This is a genomic window from Chryseobacterium sp. 2TAF14 (assembly GCF_052115105.1).
Lineage (GTDB): Bacteria > Bacteroidota > Bacteroidia > Flavobacteriales > Weeksellaceae > Chryseobacterium.
Map to the genome: position 1 here is coordinate 1 of NZ_JBFRGA010000035.1, position 20802 is coordinate 20802.

Here is a 20802-nt window from a genome sequence, read left to right on the forward strand (position 1 = left end):
GTATTAATGAGAGTAGAATTCCTATATCCAGGTGACATTTTAGATTTTTTAAAACAGAAATTAGAAGAGATGCAGGATATTGAGTTACCAGAATATATGATGTTGATTCTGAGAAAAGATAAGAAATTCTCTGTATTGATGTATCAGAATAAACTATTACAAAACAATTTAAACTAAAGAAATGAATAATATTATATCAGAAGTTTCTGAAATCCAGGATCTTACAAACCTAATAAAATTGTAAGTTCAAAGATTACGACAAGCTTTGATGCTGTTCTAATTATAAGAAAGTTTTGGAATGAAGAAACAATAGAAATGCAGGAGGAAGTAAAAGTAATTTTGCTTAATAATTCAAACTGTGTATTAGGAATCTACAATTTATCCAAAGGTGGAATTACAAGTAGTTTAGTAGATGTCAGACTTGTACTATCAGTAGCATTAAAATGCTTGGCTCCAGGTATCATATTAGTTCATAATCATCCAAGTGGAAATTTAAAACCAAGTTCCACAGATTTGAACATTGTAAAGAAATTAAATGAAAGCTGTAAACTTATGGATATTACTTTATTTGATAGCATCATCATAACAAAAGAAAGTTACATGAGTTTTGCTGATGAAGGACTTATTTAAGCAGATTAAAATTCAAGAGGCATACAATTCGGCATACCAAAATCCAGAATATATTTTAAATTATTGTAAATGAGTAAGTTATATTGTAGGGTGGTAGTCGTGTCCCCGCTACCAACAGGAGAATCAGAAATGCTTCTCCTTTTTTGTTTTTTAATATTAAGAAGTTAAGGTTGAAAGAGATTTATACTTAGAGCCTGTTTAAATTTATTGAAAAACGCAAAGACGCAAGATTTGATAAAAGTTCTCTGTTTTTAAGACGCAAGGAGAAAATCAAAGATTTTCTTTTTATAATGCTTATCAATTTTATCGAAGATAAAATCCTTGCGCCTTAAAGCGTACTATATTTAAAAAAATTTGCGCCTTTGCGAAAAACCAATCATGAAATTTGTATTTATTAATTTTTAACTTATTCATTATCCAAATAATCCATAATTATTGAATGTTTTAAAATAATGAATGAACAAAGTTTATTTAAGTTAAGAATTAATGATATGAATTTTAAAACAGTCTTTAATTTTAAATTGATAAATGGTTTACTAATTGCTTTTAGTATTTTAAAAAATAAATAATTATGGCTGATATAACATTTAGAAAAGAAGACTTTATAAAAGAAGATGAAAGATATAAAGTAGAAGTTGAGCAGGGTATCGGAAAAGGTGTGGATCTTATTGTTGAAAGAGAAAATGAGAATGGAGAATATGAAGTGATTCAGGCAGAGATTATAAGATCTCCTGATGAAAGGGTTTTCGTTGCGTGGAGCGAACCATTCAACGGAAGAGTAGTTTCTGATGAGTACAAAAAATTATAACAAAAAAATCCCGCTTCATTTGAAGCGGGATTTTTGTATGCTGTACTTTTATCTATTGAACTAAAGTATCAAAAGGAGCCAGTTTAAAATCTTCAGATTTTACCTGCTCAAAATAAGTTGCTTTTGCAGTACCTTTCAATTTACCTGCTGCTTTTGAAGCGGCTGTGAAATCGGTATCGATCTTGGTAGCAATCTCTGTAGGTTTGAAATCTTTTTTTACAGACTCGTCTTCTACGCCCAAATATCCGTTTTTCTTGGTAATATAATTAACGAAATTATCGTAGTTTACTAATGTATTTCTGAAATACAGGGTATGATAATTCATACATTTAGTAGCTTTTTTAGAAGATTTGTTGACGATGCAGCTTGCCATATTTCCCCTGTAAAGGTCAAATTCTAATGCAACGATATCGTATTCTTTTTTAAGAGCGGCTTTTCCGTTGGTAAGAATTCCGTTATCATTTTGCGATTCGCTTATTTTTTTTAAATGTTCCAAAACCAAAGGAACCGTGTTTTCAATTTTTGTTTTGGCTTCTGTAACCGATCCGAAAACAGATGATGTCTGCGCTGATGTTACACTAAATATCAACAACATTAAAACAGAAAGTAGAGTATATCTTTTCATTAGAAATTTTTAAAGCACTAAAATAAATATATTTTCTCATTCTGTGCCTATTCTACATTTGTATAACTAATTTATTAGTGATACGGTTTTTTTATTAACTTTATCCCAATAATTAAATTCATATTATGATCATCCAGACTTTAACAAAAGCAGAAGAACAGGTAATGCAGTTTTTATGGAAACTCGAAAAAGGTTTTCTTAAAGATGTTTTGGATCTCTATCCGGAACCAAAGCCTCATACCAATACCGTTTCTACAATCCTGAAAGTGCTGAAAGATAAAGAGTTTGTAGATTATAATGTGTACGGAAGACAGCACGAATACTTTCCTCTGGTAACAAAAGAACAGTATTCCGGGAAAACGATGAAAAGCCTGGTGAAAAATTATTTTAAAGGTTCTTACAAAAGCGCCGTTTCTTTTTTGGTAGAAAAAAACGAAATGACCGTTGAAGATCTTGAAATGCTGTTGAACGAACTTAAAAGCAAAGATTAATATGGAAACTCTGTTTTTTTACTTCGGAAAAGTAATCATCTGTTCGGGTGTAATGTTTTTGTACTATCAGTTGTCTTTAAAAGACAAGACCTTTCATCATTACAACAGATTTTACCTTTTGTCGGCAATGCTGATCTCGATCTTGCTGCCTCTTATTAAAGTAGAAGACTTTACGATCGAGGTTAATGAAAATTTGTTTTTACTGATCAATAAGATACAGAATTTAAATACAAACAAAACCATAAGCCATGACTACATTTATTTTAGAATTATTTTTTCAGCTTTGGGGCTGGTTTCTCTCTATTTTTTAGGGAAATTCATGTACGGGATTTTCAGGATCCAGCAGCTCAAAAGCCAGTTTAAGAAAGAAAGTTTTGAAGGGGTAAATTTTTACCAGACCAATCTTTCAGAAGCTCCGTTTTCCTATTTTAAACATCTTTTCTGGAAAAATTCTATCATTATTAATTCAGAAGTAGGAAAGCAGATTTTAAAGCACGAAATGGTTCATATTGAACAAAAACACTCTGTAGACAAGATATTTATAGAGATTATTACTTCTGTTTTTTGGTTCAATCCGTTCTTTCATATCATCAAAAAAGAAATCAATTTAATACACGAATACCTGGCTGATAAAAAAGCCGTAAAACAATCGGACACAAAAGCATTTGCGCAGATGCTTTTAGCAAGCCACTTTTCCGGAAAAACTTTGCCTGCGACCAGTCCGTTTCTAAGTTCAAACCTTAAAAAAAGACTTAAAATGTTACAAAAACCTCAAACAAAATTCGGGTATGCGCGAAGAATATTTGCCTTACCGGTTCTATTCACCGTTGCATTTGCTTATATGGTTAATGCAAAAAATAAAGAAATAAAAGAAGTAAACAGCGAAATTGAAAAAGCGGTTGCAGAAATTAAAAAAGATACAATCTCTCCCAAAAATGAAGCTGATAAAATTGTAAAAATACAGCAGGAAAAAATTTCAAAAGCCAATGAAAAGCTGAAAATTCAGTCTGAAAAGCTTAAAACCTTAAGTGAAAAATCAAAAGAAAAAGCTGCCGAACTTCAGAAAATAGCAAAAGAAAAAGGTGAAAGCAGCTATGAATTTGAGTTAAAAGCAAAAGAGTTAAAACAACTTTCGGGTGAAATGGATAAAATTGTTGACAGAGATAAGCAGTTTAGAGTAGATTTTGACGATCTATTAAGCAGAAGAGATAAAATGCTTGCCGATAAAGATGCTAAAGTAATTCTTAAAGACATGAGCTTTAAAAGAGTTTTTCCGGATGGAGATAACTACAGAATAAGTGTAAACGGAGAAGAACTTGATCTGGAAAAAATGTTTGATTCTAAAGAATTTAAAGAAAACTCCGGTTTAAGTGAAGAGAAAATTAAAGCTTTGAAAGACAGATTCAATTCACCTGAATTTAAAAAGAAATACAGCGACATCAACAAATTTTATTTTAACGGAAAAGATGTTTTTTCTGATTCTGAAGAATTAAAGAAAATTGTAAAACAATATTCGGGGAAAGACTATACTTTTTTTAATGACACAAACCGTATTTCAAAAAAACAATTGTCTAAAAAAGACCAGAGAAAACTAGAAAGATTATCTAAAGAAAGAGCTGAACTGGCAAGAAAACAAGCCGAAGTTGCCAGAAAACAAGCCGAAATTGTAAGACAAAAAGCACAAAACAATCCTTGGATAATTTCTGTAGATGCACATGCGCCAAAAGTAAATTACTCTGCCACTTCAAGTTACACCGAATCTCCGATAGCTTCTAATACTAAAATTCTTTCTACAGGAGGAACTTTTAAAACCAATGTGAAAGATATGATTAAGACTAATTCTGTTGGAGATGTAAAATATTTCCTTGATGGAAAGGTAAGTTCGAGTGAAGAAATGCAAAGCCTTGATCCAAAGAATATCGAATCTATCAATATCAATAAAACGAAAGTTTCAGGTAAAGATACAGGCGAAATTCACATCAAAACTAAACAAAAATGATCTTTTAAAATTTAAGAACCTGTTTAAATTTATTTGAAAAACGCAAAGACGCAAGATTTGATAAAARTTCTCTGTTTTTAAGGCGCAAGGAGAAAATCGAAGATTTTCTTTTATAATGCTGATCAATTTTATCGAAGATAAAATCCTTGCGCCTTAAAGCATACTATAGTTAAACAATCTTGCGCCTTTGCGAAATTCATATTTATTAAAAATTTTTAAGATTTAGAAGTTAAGGTTTGAGACTTATGCTTAATGATTTTAACCAAAATCAATTTATTGATCCTTAAACATATTCATTATCAGAATAATTCTTAATTATTTAATGTTTTAAAAATAAAGAATTTTAGTTAAGAAAATTTAGAATATTAATTTTAAACAGGCTCTAAGTATTTATAAATAAGTTTTAAAATGAAAAAACTGATAACCGTTTTCAGTGTAGTGCTTATCGGGATTTTCACGAATGCCCAGAACAAACGTTTTACCTACGAATACCGTTTTATACCAGATTCTACCAATACTGCTGATGTAAAAACCGAGATGATGAATCTTGATGTTGCCGATTCCGGATCTAAATTTTACAGCTATACTGTTTATCATTCAAACTCTATTATGAAAGTTGATTTGGAAAAACAACTGGCTTTAACGGGAAAGATCAATATAAAAGCTGATTCGCGAAAAGGTTTGGTGAGATATTCCATCTCTAAAAAATATCCGAACTATGATGTTTTTCTGCACAACAGAATTTTGATGGATCACTATAAAGTTGACGATGACCGCAAAATCAATTGGAAAATAAGTTCTGAAAAACAAAAAATAGGAGAGTGGAATACGCAGAAAGCTGAAGCTGAGTTTGGAGGAAGAAAATGGGCAGCATGGTTTACATCAGATATTCCGATTCAGGATGGACCTTACAAGTTTCATGGTCTTCCGGGTTTGATCGTAAAGCTGGAAGACCTTAGCAAATCGCATGTTTTTACTTTGCAGGCTGTGAAAAATATCTCAGAAATTCCGAAAGATGTTTTTGGTGAAAAAGAAATTATGATCAATCAGAAACAATACGAAAAATTGGTAAAAGAATATGAGAACGATCCCACAAAAGGATTGAAGCAAATGCAGATGGGAGGCGAGGCGTTACGATGATCATGAAAGAAGGAAGCGGTAACCAGATGAAAAGCCAGGAAGAACGTCTGAAAGCCAGAATAAAAAAAGATAACAACAGAATAGAACTTAAATAAAATCAAATAAGATGAAAAAAATTATTTTAAGCTTATTATTAGTATTGGGGTGCAGTATTTTTGCACAGACCAACCGTTTTTTTTACGATTATAAATTTATTCCCGATTCTACCAATAAAGAAGATGTAAAAACAGAGATGATGCTCCTTGATATCGATAAGTCGGGGTCTAAATATTACAGCAGAGAGACATTTGTGGCAGACTCTACGATGAAGGCAGATATAGAAAAGCAATTGAAAGGCTCGCCTGGAAATATCAGTATCAACAGAAAAAATAATCAGGGTTTGGTTTCGGAAAAAGTTACCAAGCAATATCCGGATTTTAAAACGTATCTTTTTGTGAGAGTTTCTACCGACAGCTATAAAGTAGAAGAAGATCAAAAACCGATATGGAAAATTCTTCCGGATAAGCAAAAAATTGGTGAATATAATGTTCAAAAAGCAACCACGAAATTTGGAGGTCGTGAATGGACAGCCTGGTTTTCTACCGATATTCCTTTTCAGGACGGACCTTATAAATTTTATGGTCTTCCTGGACTGATTGTGAAAATTGAGGATAAAACAGGTTCGCATTCGATGACCTTAATAGGAAATAAAACAATCCAGGTAAATGCAGATCAGGAAATGAATCTTCCGACAGGAATGCAGATTATGGGAATGGGAGGGAAAGATATTGAAGCCAGCAAAAGCCAGTTTAAAAAAGTATGGAAAGCTTATATAAACGACCCTACCAAAAATATGCGCGAAATGATGATGAAAAATAGTGAAACCAATAAAATTGTTTTTAAATCGAAAACATCAGACGGAAGAGAAATCTCAGATCCCAATCAGGTTTTCAGAGAGATTGAGAAAAGAACAAAAGAAAACCTCAAAAAAAATAATAATCCAATTGAATTAGATTTGTATAAATAGTTGTTGGGTTTTGGTTGCTAATTTTTAGATTTAAATTTAATCTATTAGAAAAATAAGAAAATTAAATATTTTCAGGAACTGTAAAAATAAACAAGCGAGGAAAATTTCCCCGCTTGTTTTATTTTAAATTCTTACTATAATTTTTGATTTTAAACATTGAATAAAAATTCATCAAAGATCAACCAAAAACAATCAACACTTATTTTTTACCAGTGAGCCACTGATCCTGAAGTTTCTGCTCTGCAGGAGTAGGATTTGCTTTAAACTGCAATGTTTCTAAAGTTATTTTATCTAAAACAGCTTTTCCTTTTAAATCAATTTTATCTGTTTTGTCGCCATTTTTACGAAGAACAGTTACGGTTACATCTTGTCCGTCTTTGATTTTCTGTGCATAACCAATAAATTCCTGCACATTTTGAATATTAATTGTTTTTCCGTCTAATGCAACAACTTCGTCAGTAATTTTAAACCCGATATTTCTTGAGAAAGAAGAAAGTGCAGAGCTTTCATCAAACACAAATGCGTTGTTTTTTTCGTTATAGCCTGTTTGTTCAGGGTTTTTGATGAACCAGAAAACCGGAGGAGTTTCCTGTTTTTTTATTTCTACACCAACTTGAGCCAAATATTCTGCATACGGAGTCGGCTGGCTTCCTGCAATGTATTTATTGTAAAAATCTCTTACCTGAGGAAATCCTGTGATCTCTACCAATTCGTCGATCAGTTTATCATCTTTAAATGGCTTATTTTCACCAAATCTCTGAGACAGTTTTCTGATCATATCACGGTAACCCATTTCTCCGTTTGATAATTTTCGCAGTTCGATATCAAGACACATTGTAAGAAGTGTACCTTTTTCGTAAACATTTCTGTACTGGTCTTTGTACTTATCCTGAAGAATATTTTTACTCATCACCGTAAAAGGCATCGTATCGTCGTAGCTTTTAGAATTTTTGATCTTGTCGCCGATTCTCTGTAAAAACTGTTCTTTGGTAATCAAACCTTCCTGAATCTGAAATAAATTGGCAAAATATTCGGTTCCGCCTTCATACATCCAAAGATGCTGAGACATTTTCGGATCTGCATAATCGAAGTAATGAATTTCCTCAGAATGCGTTTTCAACGGATTTACCGTATGGAAAAACTCGTGAGAAACTACGTCTACAATGGCTTCGTCAATAGCTTCTTTAGGCATCATTTCGTGAAGTACAACACTGGTAGATTCGTGATGTTCCAAAGCTCCAAAACCTTTTATTTGTGGACCTTCTGTTCCTGCAAGATAAAGCATGATTGCGTATTTCTTGTTGGTATTCATGTCACCCAAAAATTTCTTTTGAGCAACAACCATTTTTTCTAAATTTTCTTTAAAATCTGCAGCTTTATATTTTCCTGTCGGAGAATAAACCCCCAAAACAAGATCCATTCCTCCCGCATTGAATGTGATATAATCAGGTTTTGAATACATTAAAGGAGAATCGGTCAGCTTTGCATAGTTTGCTAAAGTAAAAGTATCGGTTGCTTCAGATTTATCCTGATCAACCAAAGCGGTAGTTCCGTAAAAATCATTTGGTTTCTGGATCACCAGTTGATACGGAACATCCTGCATATTATCGATATAACCTACAAAACCGTGCGTATTAATCAGATAAACTTTACCTTGTTCAATATCTGTTCCTGAAGGTGAAAAAACTGCTTTGTGTTTGTCAGTTTGATTTTCTTCGTCAAAACTGTCGTTTACCAAATAGGTGATTTTGGTTAAAGCTTTTGCGTTTTTCAGAGAATAGGTATTGTCATTCACTTTGGTAAAAGCGATTTCTTTTCCTTTGTTGTCTAAAAATTTTATTCCTTCTACAAATCTTCCGTAATCATCTACAGAATATGTTCCGGGAACTGTTTTTGGAAAGTGAAATTTCACGTCATTCGATTTCATTTTCGGAAACTCCATCGTAACGGCTATTTTATCGTCTTTTACATTAACAAGATCGATGTTTGTTTTTATAGATTGCGCTTGAACAAAAGCCACCGCAAGAATTCCTAAGCTGATTGCTATTTTTTTCATTAGGTTTATTTTATAGATAAATAGTTGATTATAAATTGAATTTGTTACAGGGAGATTAATAATTTTTCGCTAAATTTTAGTTAAAAAAAGCAAAACCATAATGTTGATCTTGCTTTTTAATAATTTTTAAATCTTTTTATATCTGATATAATAATTCTTGCTAAACTCTACCGGATTTGAATTTTTAAGCTTCAAAGTCTGCCAGGATTCATTTGGTGAAATGATATATTCTCCAAATCTTACCGGGAGTTTCAGATTTTTTACGCCGTTTACAAAACGGTATTTTAATTCTGACCCGTTTTGAGAATATTCTAAAACAGGAACATCAACCGTTCTTAGATATTGATTAAAAATAGATGAGAAATCAAATCCTGCCTTTTCTGAAATGTATTTTTCAACCTGTTCGGTCGTGACGGTTTGATGATAAAAATCTTTATTCAAGCCTCTTAAAATCTGTCTGAATTTCACATCATCATTAATAATCTGCCTCATTGTATGAATCATACTTGCGCCTTTCGCATACATATCGCCGCTTCCTTCGTTTCGTACACCGTATTTTCCTATGATGGGAACATCGTTTTCTATGTTATTCTGAATTCCCTGCGCATAAAGATCCGCAGATTTTTTATCCATATAATCTTCAGTAAAAAGAACTTCAGAATAGTTGGTGAAAGATTCATGAATCCACATGTCGGCCTGATCTTTTGCCGTGATATTATTGGCAAACCATTCGTGTCCGCTTTCGTGTATAATGATAAAATCCCAGTTTAAGCCAACTCCGGTTCCCGAAAGATCATTGCCTAAATATCCGTTTACATACTGGTTTCCATAAGCAACATTGCTTTGGTGTTCCATTCCTAGGTAAGGCGAGTCAACCAGTTTGTAAGAATCTTCGTAAAAAGGATAAGGACCAAACCAGTATTCAAATGCTTTTAACATTGGCTTTACCTGCTGAAACTGCTTTTTTGCTTTATCTAAATTATAATCGATCACCCAATAATCAAGATCTAATTTTCCCTTTTCTCCGGTATAAGAATCTTTAAAATTTACATATTTTCCGATATTCGGAATAATTGAATAAGCATTGATCGGGTTTTTAACTTCCCAAGTGAAAATGTTTTTATTGTTTTCGGTTTTTTTGTTAATTAATCTTCCATTTCCAACCCCGACTAAATCTTTTGGAGTAATAATTTTCATAACAATTCCGTTTTCGGGCTCATCGCTCCAGATATCTTTTGTAGGAAGCCAGACCGAAGCGCCAATTCCTTCATCGGCAACGCTCATCCACGGATTTCCTTTTTCATCGGTTGTGAACACCCAACCTCCGTCCCAAGGTGCGTTTTTGGCAATCGTAGGATTCCCGGAATAGCCAATTTCAATGGTATATTTTTCTCCTTTTTTAAAATTTTTCTGAGAAGAAATGAATATAAAATCTCCTTCTCTTTTAAACGGTTTCGGAGTAGGGAAACTGCATTGTACCACATCAACTTTCATCGGTTGCTGCAGGTCTATTTGGAAAACAGGGTTTGAAATATCTTTGGTAATCTCAAAACTTATTTTATTATTTCCGGTAATACTTTTTTGCTGAAAATTCGGTTCTACGGAAAGTTCATACTTTTTTACATCCCAGAAATTCCTGAATTGGGTATCAGAACCCTTTAAAGTGTCTTGTTTTGTAAACGTTTTCCCTTTTTCAAAGAATTGACCGAAAGCAATTGCAGAAACGAATAAAAGCGAGAAAGAAATTTTTTTCATTTTTAAATAGGATGAAATTTGACTGTAATCAAAATTAAAGAATATTATTCAGAGTTTTTGTTTTTTAAAATATATTGTGAAAATAAGCGGCGCGAAAATCGAAGATTTTCGCGCCGCTACTATTATATTTAATTTTTTTTAAGATTTTTGAACTGTTTTTAAACCAGCTTCTCGTTTCTGAACTTTTTTATAAGTGTAACCACACATCACAATACTAAATTCATAAAGCAATAAAAGAGGCAATGCTGCCATCATCATACTCAAAACATCAGCTGGAGTGATGATTGCCGCAACCACCATAATCAGAACAATCGCATGTCTTCTGTAGGTCTTCATAAATTTAGGATTCAAAATCCCGATATTGGTAAGGAAATAAATAAGAACCGGAAATAAAAACACAACACCCATTCCTAAAACAACCTGTAAAAACAGAGTCGTATAATCACTAAGGTCATATAACGGAATGATAATGTCTGAAATTTTAAAAATAACTCCAAAATTAACTGCAAAAGGCAGAATAAGGAAGTATCCGCATAAAACTCCGGTCATAAATAAAATCCAGACCGAATTGATAACGAATATCGAATTTTTTCTTTCATTAGGATGCAAAGCCGGACTTATAAACCGCCACAATTCCCAAACAATATAAGGAAAAGCTGCAACAAGACCACCAAAAATAGAAACCGCCATCATCACATTAAACTGCTGATACAATCTCTGAACTCTCACGGGAAATTCATCAGGTAAAGTAATGCTGTCTTCACCTAAAAGCCATTGTGAAAAATCATTTACCAGTTTAAAGGTCGGGAAATCATTTCGGGTAGGACCAAAAAAGATATGATCCATAATCCAGTTGATATTAAAACCGACAACAACTGCCGCTATAACAATAGCAAGAATAGAGCGGATCAAATGCCCTCTCAATTCTCCAATATGTCCGAAAAAGGACATCTCTTTATCTTCTGCCATAAATTTATGTTATGAATTCTGAGATTCGATTTGCAATGATAATAATTATTTTAGTTAATTGTTTTGATAAACTAATTCTTTATCTAATAAAGTTTTTAATTCGGAGTCAGAAGAAAATTTTACATGAAATGTAAATGGAATTTTGTACCAAATCTCTTCTTTAATAGTATATACGCCTAATTCTTTTAAAATGGATTTTAAAACTTCAAATTGTGGTTTGGCATTGGCAACCGAAATTTCATAAACTTCATACTGATCTCCGCCATCATTTTCTGTTTTTATATTTCCATGAATTAAAAATGAGCCTAATAGATAAGATAATAATTGGTTTTTCGTTCCTTTTAAAACTTTGTCACGATTTATTATCCCACGATAATTTTCTGTACCTTTTACTTTAGAAAAAGAATAAAATTGATTGATTTCTTTTTCGTAAACATCAGAATTAAGAGAAACCCAATTTTCTAAAGTTTCAGAATTGAAGTTTGAAAATTTTAAACCGGAAACTTCTTGAAGCTTTTTAATTTTATTGGTTTCATCTTTATTGACCTTTAAAATGTAGCCTTTGTAATCACTGTTTTTAAGTTCATAATTTCTACCTGAATAATTATCAACTGCTCCTAATAAATAATACGTTTTATCAATTTCCTGAGCATTAAAATTAAAAGATAAAAGGGCAAAACAAAATATGATGAAATTTTTCACTTTAATAATCACAGAAAAATTAATTAATCCCTTCGTCCAACAAAGTATGCAGATCAATAATTCCGAAATACTGTCCGTTTTCTGTTACAATTAATTGTCCGATGTTATTATCCTTTAAAACTTTCATGGCTTCTTTTGCCAGGACATCTCTTTCAATTGTTTTAGGATTTGCAGACATAATGTCTTTCGCCAGAACTTTAGAAATATCGTCACCTTTAAGCAACATTCTGCGTAAATCTCCATCAGTAACAACGCCGATGATTTTTTCGTTATCTGTAACAACGGTTATTCCGTGACTTGACGCACTGATAGAAATGATAACATCTCTTACAGGAGAATATTCAAAAACCTGAGGTTTTTGTGAAGACAGGAACTGCTCAACTCTTGCCGTTAAATTTTTACCTAAACTTCCTCCGGGATGAAATTTGGCGAAATCATTTTCTTTAAAATCGTTCATTTCCATAAGACATACTGCTAAAGCGTCTCCCAGAGCCATTTGATTGGTTGTAGAGCTTGTAGGAGCAAGTTTATTCGGGCAAGCTTCCATATCTACATGGGTATCTAAAATCACATCAGAAAATTCTGCAAGTTTGCTTTTTCTGTTACCCGTCATTCCGATTAATGCAGAAGAATAGTCTTTTAAATAAGAAACAAGATTGGTGATTTCAGGTGAGTTCCCCGAATTGGAAATGCATAAAACAACATCCTGTTTTTGAATAACGCCTAAATCCCCGTGAATGGCTTCCGAAGCATGCAAAAACTGAGAAGGTGTTCCTGTAGAATTGAGGGTTGCAACGATTTTATTTCCTACGTGAGCAGATTTTCCGATACCAACCACGATCAGTTTTCCGGTGGCAGAATGTATCAGTTCTACTGCTTTTACAAATTCGTCACCAATTCTTTCTTTTAATTTTTCCAGCTCAGAAATTTCTATAGTCAGTGTGTTTTTTGCTGTTGAGATAATGTTGTCTCTTTCCATTTTTATAACGAAATTAGTATATCGGTTACCAATGTTTTCAATTTATACTTAATATAAATTTGATGACTAAAAAAATCTATTCCTTTTATTTTAAGTAAAAATTTTATAACTTTGGATTGGATGCAAATTTAGCAATACAAAATTAGATGAGCGCAAAAAAAGCCAATTTATCAGGCGAATTAAAAAAATACTTCGGATTTTCTACCTTTAAAGGACAGCAGGAAGAGATCATCACAAATCTCTTAAATGGAAAAGATATTTTTGTACTGATGCCTACAGGAGGCGGTAAATCACTGTGTTACCAGCTTCCGGCTCTTATTTCTGAGGGTACGGCTATCGTTGTTTCGCCGCTTATTGCTCTTATGAAAAATCAGGTAGATGCAGTAAACGGACTTTCTTCTGAAACCGGAGTAGCACACGTTCTGAATTCTTCTCTTAACAAAACCCAGACCAAACAGGTCTTTGATGATATAAAAAGTGGTAAAACAAAGCTTCTTTATGTAGCTCCGGAGTCTTTAATTAAAGAAGATTATTTAGAGTTTCTGAAAGAGGTTAAAATATCGTTCTTTGCAATCGATGAAGCGCACTGTATTTCAGAATGGGGACACGATTTCCGCCCGGAATACAGAAATTTAAAGCAGATTATCGATAAAATTGCAGATGTTCCTGTAATTGCTTTAACAGCTACAGCAACCCCGAAAGTACAGGATGACATTCAGAAAACTTTAGGAATGACCAATGCTCTGGTTTTTAAAGAAAGCTTTAACAGGGCTAATTTATTTTACGAAGTAACTCCAAAAGTGAATATTGATAAAGAAATTGTAAAATTTATCAATAAAAATAAAGGAAAATCCGGGATTGTTTATTGTTTAAGCCGAAGAAAAGTAGAAGAGTTTGCCCAACTTCTTCAGGTAAACGGAATCAATGCGCTTCCTTATCATGCAGGTCTCGATCAGAAAGTGAGGGTTGCCAATCAGGATAAATTTCTGATGGAAGAAGTAGACGTCATCGTTGCAACGATTGCTTTCGGAATGGGAATCGATAAGCCGGATGTGCGTTTTGTGATCCATTACGATTTCCCAAAATCTCTGGAAAGCTATTACCAGGAAACCGGTCGTGCAGGTCGTGACGGAGGAGAAGGTTACTGCCTTGCTTTCTACGATCCTAAAGACATTGAAAAACTTGAAAAATTCCTGGCTCAAAAGCCGGTGTCTGAAAGAGAAATAGGTCTGCAGCTTTTAAATGAAGTGGTAGGTTATGCCGAAACTTCGATGAGCCGAAGACAGTATATCCTCTATTATTTTGGTGAAACTTTTGATCCTGTAAACGGTGAAGGAGCCAAAATGTGTGATAATGCAGCCAATCCGCCAAAGCTGAAAGATGCTACAGCAGATTTAAAGAAAACCTTAGAATTAATTAACGAAACGAAAGAGAAATTTAAATCTAAAGACCTTATTTCTGTAATTGCCGGAAAAGAAACGGCAGTTACCAAGTCGTATAAATTAGAGCAAAGTTCTTTTTTCGGTTTCGGAAAATCTGAAAAAGATAATTACTGGAAAACAATTTTAAGACAGGCAACCGTACAAAACTTCCTGCAGAAAGACATTGAAACCTACGGCGTTTTAAAAATTGCAGAAAAAGGGAAACAGGTTTTAGCAGGAGATTTTAAAGATCCGTTTTTGATTGCTGAAGACCGCGAGTTTGATCTTTCTCAGTCAAAAGCAGAAAGCGATCAGGTACAGATGCAGTCTGGCGGAGGTTTAGATCAGAATTTATTTGCTCTTTTAAAAGACCTCAGAAAAAAAGTTGCCAAGAAGCACAGTATTCCGCCTTACACGGTTTTTATGGATCCAAGTTTGGAGGATATGACGGTCCAGTACCCGATTACTGTTGAAGAAATTGCCAAAATCTACGGAGTCGGAGAAGGAAAGGCCAAAAAATACGGTAAAGAATTTGCAGATTTTATTGCAAAATATGTTGATGATAACAATATAGAACGTACTCAGGACATGGTTTTGAAGCAGGTTGCCAATAAATCAAGCCATAAAGTTTTCATCATTCAGAGTACCGATAAAAAAATTGACCTTGAAGATATTGCAAGAGCCAAAAATCTTTCGATGAACGATCTTTTGAAAGAGATGGAACGTATTGTTTATCAGGGAACAAAACTAAATATTGACTATTATATTGAAGATAATTTTGATGAAGATGTAGTAGACGATTTTATGGAGTTTATGAACGAATCTGAAAGCGACAGCATGAAAGTTTTGCTGGATGAGTTCGGTGATGAGCTTTCTGACGAAGAAGTAAGAATGCTGAGAATAAAATTCATCAGCGATGTTGCGAATTAAATGAAAGATGTCTTAAAGTTTTTTGCATATCTTCTTTTATTTTTAGCAGGATTATATTTGCTGGTTTTACTATTTAATGTATTTCTTGAATGGTTTTTACAAGGGAGAAAATAAATAGGGGAAAATTTAAATAAGACTCAATGGAAAACCCAATTTTAGAAGCAAAAAAAGAACTCATTCAATGGATTAAAGAAATGGATGAGCTTGAAGATATTGCAGAATTGCTTGAGATGAAGAAAAGGAAAACTTCAATTGATCAAGTTGCAGAACCTCAATCTGAATATGCTGTAAAAGATGATTTTGATGAGCGATTTGCGAAAGGAATTCCACATGATGAAATGAGGAGAAGAACGTTTGCATTTATTGAAAGTTTGCCTTGGAAACAGTAATTGTTTATAAGGATAGATTTGAAAATGAAATTGACAAATTACTTGAAGTTTTATTTGTAAATGAATATTTTGGCTTTGAGGATTCTGCCTTGAATTATGTAGAGAAAATTTATGATTTTATAAAGAATAATATTTCCAAACCTATCAGTAAAAATTCACCTGTAGCTTATCAAAAATTTGGAAAAAAATTTATAAAATATAAAGCAAATGCCAATACAACCTGGTATATCTTTTTCGATCAGAAGGGAAATCGGTTTTTGATTAATCATATTTTAAATAATCATTCGCAACATTTTCCAGATCTGTTGTGAAGATAAAATTCCTTTGAAATACTTAAAAAATCTCAGGATGAATAAGAAAATTTCTGTCATGTTTATTCTGCCAGATCTTGAAACCGGAGGCGCAGAAAGAATCGTTACCACCATTGCAAATCATCTTTCCAGGGATCGTTTTGAACCTAAGATTTTGCTTTTACGAAAACAAGGCGGTTATTTAAATTTTCTAAAAAAAGATGTGGAAATTATCGACATCGATACCGAAAGGATAAGGCATTCTTTAAAACCTATTTTAAGGGAAATTTACCGAAGAAAACCCGATATTGTTTTTTCCGGGTTTGGAGAAGTGAATGCTTACTTGTCTCTATTTATCAAGCTTTTTCCGAAAATTAAATTTATTGCCAGAGAAACCAACGTTGTTTCGGAGCATGTTACAAGAAAAGAAATTAAATTTTTCTATAATTTTTACAACAATTACCAGCAGATCATTGCTCAAAGCGATGATATGATGAACGACCTGGTGAATAATTTTAATATTAAAAAACAGAAGGTCATCAAAATAAATAATCCTGTAGATTTTGATTTTATCAATGAAAAACTGCAGGTTTCTGCAAAGCCTGAAAGCTTTAAATACAATTATAAAAACGTGGTTGCTATCGGCAATTTGTCTGCAAGAAAGGGCTTTGATAACCTGTTGAAAGTTTTTTCCAGATTGAAAAACGAAAAGATTATCCTTCATATTTTAGGAGATGGGAGAGATCGTGAGATTCTTCATCAGATGAAAGATTTTTTAGGTTTAAAGAATGTCGTTTTTCATGGAAGGCAAGACAATCCGTATCAGTTTTTGAAGTTTGCAGATTTGTTTATTCTTTCGTCGCGTTATGAGGGTTTCCCGAATGTTTTGTTGGAAGCCGGAGCCTGCGGAACGTATTCTTTGGTGAATAACTGTAGAGGCGGGATCAATGAGATTATTCAGCATAATACGAATGGCGAAATTGCTGATATTGAAAATCACGAAGATTTTTCACAGAAAATTCTTACCCTGATTCATCGTAATTATGATGCAGATTCTATCAGGAATTCCATTAAATCAAGGTTTTCCAAAGAAATTATTTTGGAAAGATATGAGAAAATTTTATTGGATTTAATGAAGAAGTAATAAACTTAGATTCATTAGATTTGCATCAAAATTTATCTAAAATCAATATTCATTTATGAAAAAACTTCCGAAACTAGGTTGTGCCTGCGAAAAGCACGACTTAATTGATTCTGAATACAGAACTTCAATAGTAGGAACCGATTTTACCGATGGCAGAAATGCTGAAGTAAGTATCATTCAATGCAGACTTTGCCAAAGAATCTGGCTTAAATACACTCTCGAATCTGAAAATTCTCCGGAATTAAGCAGATGGTTTAAAGGAATCATAGCTAAAAAAGAAGTCGCAGATATGAAGCCCGAAAATGCTGTAGAATATCTTGAAAATCTTCCATGGTATATTTGCGGAGGTGTCTTTTACGGGAATAAGGAAGTTTTCGGGGAAGGAAAATTATACTTAAATGTTTAACTTTTGAATTAAAAAAATAACTGATGAAACTAAAATTTTAATAAAAACATGGATAACAATTATAAAAATGAAATAGAAAGCAAATACAAAAAATATCTATCTGAAAACTATAATGAGAAATACATTTATAAATTAATTATTCAAGAAGGATACAATCAGCAGGATGTAGAAGAAGTGATGAGAGAAATTTATGCTGAAAAACAGAAAATTTTAAGGGAGAAAAACAAATATCGTTCAATTACAAGTATTGTTTTATATATTACCGGTACATTATTAATGTGTTTGGGATTAGGAATGATCATTATTGGCGGGAAATTAGGATTTGCCCTGATTCTTTTAGCTGTCATCATTTGGATAAAGGCAAACAGATAATTTTAAAAGAAATTCTTTTATAGTTAAATAGTATTCTCAATCAATTAAGCTCCATCAACCAACTTCCATCTTCCCGCACAAAAACTTGACAAAACTCACTTTGTGGCGTGGTAATTAATGGCAATCCGCGCTGCACAATTAGGCTTCAAAACAGCAATTATTGAAAAATATTCTACATTAGGCGGAACTTGCCTTAACGTGGGATGTATTCCTTCAAAGGCACTTTTAGACAGTTCTGAGCATTTCGAAAACGCAAAGCACAATTTCGAAAACCACGGAATTATCATTAACGAGCCAAAAGCAGACATCGCAAGAATGATTGCGAGAAAAAACGAAGTGGTAGAGCAGACTACAAAAGGAATCAACTTTTTGATGGACAAAAACAAAATCACTGTTTTTGAAGGTCTTGGAAGCTTCGAATCTGCAACTCAGATTAAAGTGACTAAAAACGACGGTTCTTCTGAAACGATCGATTCTAAATATACCATCATTGCAACAGGTTCTAAACCTTCTTCTTTGCCTTTCATTACTTTAGATAAAGAAAGAGTGATTACTTCTACTGAAGCTTTAAATTTAAAAGAAATTCCTAAGCATTTGGTTGTCATCGGTGGCGGAGTTATTGGTCTTGAATTAGGTTCGGTTTACCTAAGATTGGGAGCTCAGGTTACTGTTGTTGAATTTATGGATAAAATCATCCCTACAATGGATGGAGCTTTAAGTAAAGAATTGACTAAAGTTCTTAAAAAACAGGGAATGAAATTTATGCTTTCTACGGCAGTTTCTGCGGTGGAAAGAAACGGAGATTCTGTAAAAATTACTGCTAAAGATAAAAAAGGAGAAGAAGTTACCGTTGAAGGTGATTATTGTTTGGTTTCTGTAGGAAGAAGACCTTTCACAGATGGTCTTGCTCTTGAAAAAGCGGGTGTTGAGCTTGACGAAAGAGGAAGAATCAAAACTAACGACCATTTACAGACCAACGTTGCAAACATTTATGCAATCGGAGATGTTATCAAAGGTGCAATGTTGGCTCACAAAGCTGAAGAAGAAGGAGTTTTCGTTGCTGAAACTTTAGCCGGACAAAAACCTCACATCAATTATAACCTAATTCCTGGAGTGGTTTACACATGGCCGGAAGTTGCAGGAGTTGGTAAAACTGAAGAGCAACTGAAAGAAGAAGGTGTAGCTTACAAAATCGGAACTTTCCCGATGAGAGCTTTAGGAAGAAGCCGTGCAAGTGGTGATGTTGACGGTTTGGTGAAAATTATCGCTGACGAAAAAACCGATGAGGTTCTTGGTTTCCACATGATCGGAGCGAGAGCTGCAGATTTAGTTGCTGAAGGCGTTATCGCAATGGAATTCCGTGCAAGTGCAGAAGATATTGCAAGAAGTTCTCACGCTCACCCAACGTATGCAGAAGCGATTAAAGAAGCAGCTTTGGATGCTACCGGAAAAAGAGCGCTTCATATGTAATAAATGATAGCTTAATTGTTTAAGCTTTGAAGAAAATATACAAAATGCAGAAATCTTATGAGATTTCTGCATTGTTATTATAAAATAATTAGTAATTTTAATATTGAAAAAAAATATTTCATATGAAAATTACACATTTACTTTATTCAGCAGTATTTCTGCTGACAGTTTCTTTAACTAAAGCACAGGATTTTTTTTCTGCTTCAAATGAAAGAAGCTTAAATGCTGATTCTAAAAACAGAACAGTACAGCCTGAAAAATATCTCACTTACAAATTAGATGTTGGGAACTTAAAAAATTATTTTAATACAGTTCCTGAATTAAGAGATAATGATTCTAAAGATAATGCTAGAATTATCATTTTACCAATGCCAAACGGAACAAAAGCTAAATTCAAAATCTGGAAATCTTCTGTAATGGATAATGAGTTGGCAGCAAAATTTCCGGGAATTGTTACTTTTACGGGGCAGGGAATTGATGATGCTTATGCTACTGTAAAATTAGATTTTACAGATCTTGGTTTCCATGCTCAAATAAAGTCTGTTGTAACCGGAGATCTATATATTGATCCGTATGCAAAAGGTGATATTAATAATTATATCGTTTATAAAAAAGATGATTTAATTAATAATAAAACAAGAAGCTGCGGAGTAAAAGATGATCTGCAGGCAGAAAAAAAAAAGCGAACAAAAAAGCGTTACTCCAAGTGTAGGTAGCCAGATCAGAATTTACAGATTAGCAGTTGCATGTACAGGTGAATATGCTGTTGCAGCAACAGGTTATGCATCTCCTACTGTCGCTCAGACGCTTTCCGCAATTGTAACTACCGTAAACAGGGTAAACGGTGTGTATGAACAAGATCTTGCGGTAAGATTAGTTTTAGTAGCAAATGAAACAAGTGTTATTTTTACAGATCCTTCTACAGATCCTTTTACTGGAAATGATGATGCATATACGTTAATTGATGAAAGCCAAACCAATATCAATTCAATTATTGGTGCTGCAAACTATGATGTAGGACACACTTTCAGTACAGGAGGTGGCGGATTGGCAGGATTGGGAGTAATATGCACTAATTCTCAAAAAGCATCAGGAATTACAGGTTCATCTAATCCTATTGGAGATCCTTATGATATTGATTATGTAGCACATGAATTAGGGCATCAGTTTGGAGGTCCGCATACTTTTAATGCTACAACGGGCAGCTGTAATGGTAACAG

The 20802-nt window shown here is 33.3% G+C and carries 20 protein-coding genes; 14 read left to right on the top strand and 6 right to left on the bottom strand.

The window, feature by feature from the left end:
- The first annotated feature begins 309 nt into the window (after window positions 1-309).
- Together AB4Y90_RS06190 and AB4Y90_RS06195 are read left to right on the top strand one after the other, a co-directional pair.
- Window positions 310-630, top strand: a complete 321-nt coding sequence (locus AB4Y90_RS06190) for a JAB domain-containing protein (protein WP_441556572.1) — start codon at window positions 310-312, stop codon at window positions 628-630.
- 571 nt (window positions 631-1201) lie between these two features.
- Entirely contained in the window at window positions 1202-1438 is a 237-nt protein-coding gene (locus tag AB4Y90_RS06195) for a glutathione synthase (protein WP_441556553.1), read from the top strand.
- Window positions 1439-1490: 52 nt separating this feature from the next.
- Here the strand turns inward: AB4Y90_RS06195 and AB4Y90_RS06200 are convergent, their stop codons facing one another.
- Window positions 1491-2063: a hypothetical protein gene (locus tag AB4Y90_RS06200; protein WP_441556554.1), complete on the bottom strand. Its 573-nt coding sequence runs from the start codon at window positions 2061-2063 to the stop codon at window positions 1491-1493.
- A 125-nt stretch (window positions 2064-2188) separates the two neighbouring features.
- Between AB4Y90_RS06200 and AB4Y90_RS06205 the strand changes: the two genes are divergently transcribed.
- The 4 genes from AB4Y90_RS06205 (at window position 2189) to AB4Y90_RS06220 (ending at window position 6699) form a co-directional block, all read left to right on the top strand.
- Window positions 2189-2554 (top strand): BlaI/MecI/CopY family transcriptional regulator, encoded by a 366-nt coding sequence (locus AB4Y90_RS06205; protein ID WP_441556555.1) that lies wholly within the window; start codon window positions 2189-2191, stop codon window positions 2552-2554.
- A 1-nt stretch (window position 2555) separates the two neighbouring features.
- The gene (locus AB4Y90_RS06210; protein ID WP_441556556.1) at window positions 2556-4553 is read left to right on the top strand and encodes a M56 family metallopeptidase; all 1998 of its coding nucleotides are present in this window, start codon (window positions 2556-2558) and stop codon (window positions 4551-4553) included.
- 408 nt (window positions 4554-4961) lie between these two features.
- Window positions 4962-5693, top strand: coding sequence for a GLPGLI family protein (locus tag AB4Y90_RS06215; RefSeq protein WP_441556557.1), 732 nt, complete (start codon window positions 4962-4964; stop codon window positions 5691-5693).
- Window positions 5694-5799: 106 nt separating this feature from the next.
- Complete coding sequence (locus tag AB4Y90_RS06220; RefSeq protein ID WP_441556558.1) at window positions 5800-6699, top strand: GLPGLI family protein; 900 nt, start codon at window positions 5800-5802, stop codon at window positions 6697-6699.
- 199 nt (window positions 6700-6898) lie between these two features.
- Here the strand turns inward: AB4Y90_RS06220 and AB4Y90_RS06225 are convergent, their stop codons facing one another.
- From AB4Y90_RS06225 to AB4Y90_RS06245, 5 genes are all read right to left on the bottom strand, one after another.
- Window positions 6899-8755 carry a M61 family metallopeptidase gene (locus AB4Y90_RS06225; protein ID WP_441556559.1) on the bottom strand — a complete coding sequence of 619 codons (1857 nt, stop codon included), beginning with the start codon at window positions 8753-8755 and terminating at the stop codon, window positions 6899-6901.
- 126 nt (window positions 8756-8881) lie between these two features.
- Window positions 8882-10510: a M1 family metallopeptidase gene (locus AB4Y90_RS06230; RefSeq protein ID WP_441556560.1), complete on the bottom strand. Its 1629-nt coding sequence runs from the start codon at window positions 10508-10510 to the stop codon at window positions 8882-8884.
- Window positions 10511-10648: 138 nt separating this feature from the next.
- Window positions 10649-11479, bottom strand: coding sequence for a twin-arginine translocase subunit TatC (gene tatC, locus AB4Y90_RS06235; protein ID WP_441556561.1), 831 nt, complete (start codon window positions 11477-11479; stop codon window positions 10649-10651).
- A gap of 54 nt (window positions 11480-11533) precedes the next feature.
- Window positions 11534-12181 (bottom strand): hypothetical protein, encoded by a 648-nt coding sequence (locus tag AB4Y90_RS06240; RefSeq protein ID WP_441556562.1) that lies wholly within the window; start codon window positions 12179-12181, stop codon window positions 11534-11536.
- Between the two features lie 19 nt (window positions 12182-12200).
- Window positions 12201-13160, bottom strand: coding sequence for a KpsF/GutQ family sugar-phosphate isomerase (locus AB4Y90_RS06245; protein WP_441556563.1), 960 nt, complete (start codon window positions 13158-13160; stop codon window positions 12201-12203).
- Between the two features lie 146 nt (window positions 13161-13306).
- On the opposite strand from AB4Y90_RS06245, the gene recQ reads away from it, so the two are divergent.
- The 8 genes from recQ to AB4Y90_RS06285 all read left to right on the top strand — a co-directional run.
- A complete protein-coding gene (gene recQ, locus AB4Y90_RS06250) occupies window positions 13307-15511 on the top strand; it encodes a DNA helicase RecQ (protein ID WP_441556564.1) in 2205 nt (734 codons plus the stop codon).
- Between the two features lie 140 nt (window positions 15512-15651).
- Window positions 15652-15900 (top strand): hypothetical protein, encoded by a 249-nt coding sequence (locus AB4Y90_RS06255; protein WP_441556565.1) that lies wholly within the window; start codon window positions 15652-15654, stop codon window positions 15898-15900.
- 348 nt (window positions 15901-16248) lie between these two features.
- Window positions 16249-17334 carry a glycosyltransferase gene (locus tag AB4Y90_RS06260; protein WP_441556566.1) on the top strand — a complete coding sequence of 362 codons (1086 nt, stop codon included), beginning with the start codon at window positions 16249-16251 and terminating at the stop codon, window positions 17332-17334.
- Window positions 17335-17389: 55 nt separating this feature from the next.
- Complete coding sequence (locus AB4Y90_RS06265) at window positions 17390-17740, top strand: hypothetical protein (RefSeq protein ID WP_441556567.1); 351 nt, start codon at window positions 17390-17392, stop codon at window positions 17738-17740.
- Window positions 17741-17788: 48 nt separating this feature from the next.
- The gene (locus tag AB4Y90_RS06270) at window positions 17789-18112 is read left to right on the top strand and encodes a hypothetical protein (protein WP_441556568.1); all 324 of its coding nucleotides are present in this window, start codon (window positions 17789-17791) and stop codon (window positions 18110-18112) included.
- 117 nt (window positions 18113-18229) lie between these two features.
- A complete protein-coding gene (gene lpdA / locus AB4Y90_RS06275; RefSeq protein ID WP_441556569.1) occupies window positions 18230-19582 on the top strand; it encodes a dihydrolipoyl dehydrogenase in 1353 nt (450 codons plus the stop codon).
- A 122-nt stretch (window positions 19583-19704) separates the two neighbouring features.
- Window positions 19705-20298: a hypothetical protein gene (locus AB4Y90_RS06280; RefSeq protein WP_441556570.1), complete on the top strand. Its 594-nt coding sequence runs from the start codon at window positions 19705-19707 to the stop codon at window positions 20296-20298.
- On the top strand, window positions 20240-20802 hold a 563-nt coding region (locus tag AB4Y90_RS06285; RefSeq protein ID WP_441556571.1), incomplete at its 3' end, for a reprolysin-like metallopeptidase. The genes AB4Y90_RS06280 and AB4Y90_RS06285, both read left to right, overlap by 59 nt.

Coding starts and splice junctions, on each gene's coding strand:
- AB4Y90_RS06245 (WP_441556563.1), bottom strand. CDS start 13,160: ATGGAAAGAGACAACATTATCTCAACAGCAAAAAACACACTGACTATA.
- AB4Y90_RS06270 (WP_441556568.1), top strand. CDS start 17,789: ATGGATAACAATTATAAAAATGAAATAGAAAGCAAATACAAAAAATAT.
- AB4Y90_RS06265 (WP_441556567.1), top strand. CDS start 17,390: ATGAAAAAACTTCCGAAACTAGGTTGTGCCTGCGAAAAGCACGACTTA.
- AB4Y90_RS06210 (WP_441556556.1), top strand. CDS start 2,556: ATGGAAACTCTGTTTTTTTACTTCGGAAAAGTAATCATCTGTTCGGGT.
- recQ (WP_441556564.1), top strand. CDS start 13,307: ATGAGCGCAAAAAAAGCCAATTTATCAGGCGAATTAAAAAAATACTTC.
- lpdA (WP_441556569.1), top strand. CDS start 18,230: ATGGCAATCCGCGCTGCACAATTAGGCTTCAAAACAGCAATTATTGAA.
- AB4Y90_RS06280 (WP_441556570.1), top strand. CDS start 19,705: ATGAAAATTACACATTTACTTTATTCAGCAGTATTTCTGCTGACAGTT.
- AB4Y90_RS06200 (WP_441556554.1), bottom strand. CDS start 2,063: ATGAAAAGATATACTCTACTTTCTGTTTTAATGTTGTTGATATTTAGT.
- AB4Y90_RS06220 (WP_441556558.1), top strand. CDS start 5,800: ATGAAAAAAATTATTTTAAGCTTATTATTAGTATTGGGGTGCAGTATT.
- AB4Y90_RS06255 (WP_441556565.1), top strand. CDS start 15,652: ATGGAAAACCCAATTTTAGAAGCAAAAAAAGAACTCATTCAATGGATT.
- tatC (WP_441556561.1), bottom strand. CDS start 11,479: ATGGCAGAAGATAAAGAGATGTCCTTTTTCGGACATATTGGAGAATTG.
- AB4Y90_RS06195 (WP_441556553.1), top strand. CDS start 1,202: ATGGCTGATATAACATTTAGAAAAGAAGACTTTATAAAAGAAGATGAA.
- AB4Y90_RS06260 (WP_441556566.1), top strand. CDS start 16,249: ATGAATAAGAAAATTTCTGTCATGTTTATTCTGCCAGATCTTGAAACC.
- AB4Y90_RS06215 (WP_441556557.1), top strand. CDS start 4,962: ATGAAAAAACTGATAACCGTTTTCAGTGTAGTGCTTATCGGGATTTTC.
- AB4Y90_RS06230 (WP_441556560.1), bottom strand. CDS start 10,510: ATGAAAAAAATTTCTTTCTCGCTTTTATTCGTTTCTGCAATTGCTTTC.
- AB4Y90_RS06205 (WP_441556555.1), top strand. CDS start 2,189: ATGATCATCCAGACTTTAACAAAAGCAGAAGAACAGGTAATGCAGTTT.
- AB4Y90_RS06225 (WP_441556559.1), bottom strand. CDS start 8,755: ATGAAAAAAATAGCAATCAGCTTAGGAATTCTTGCGGTGGCTTTTGTT.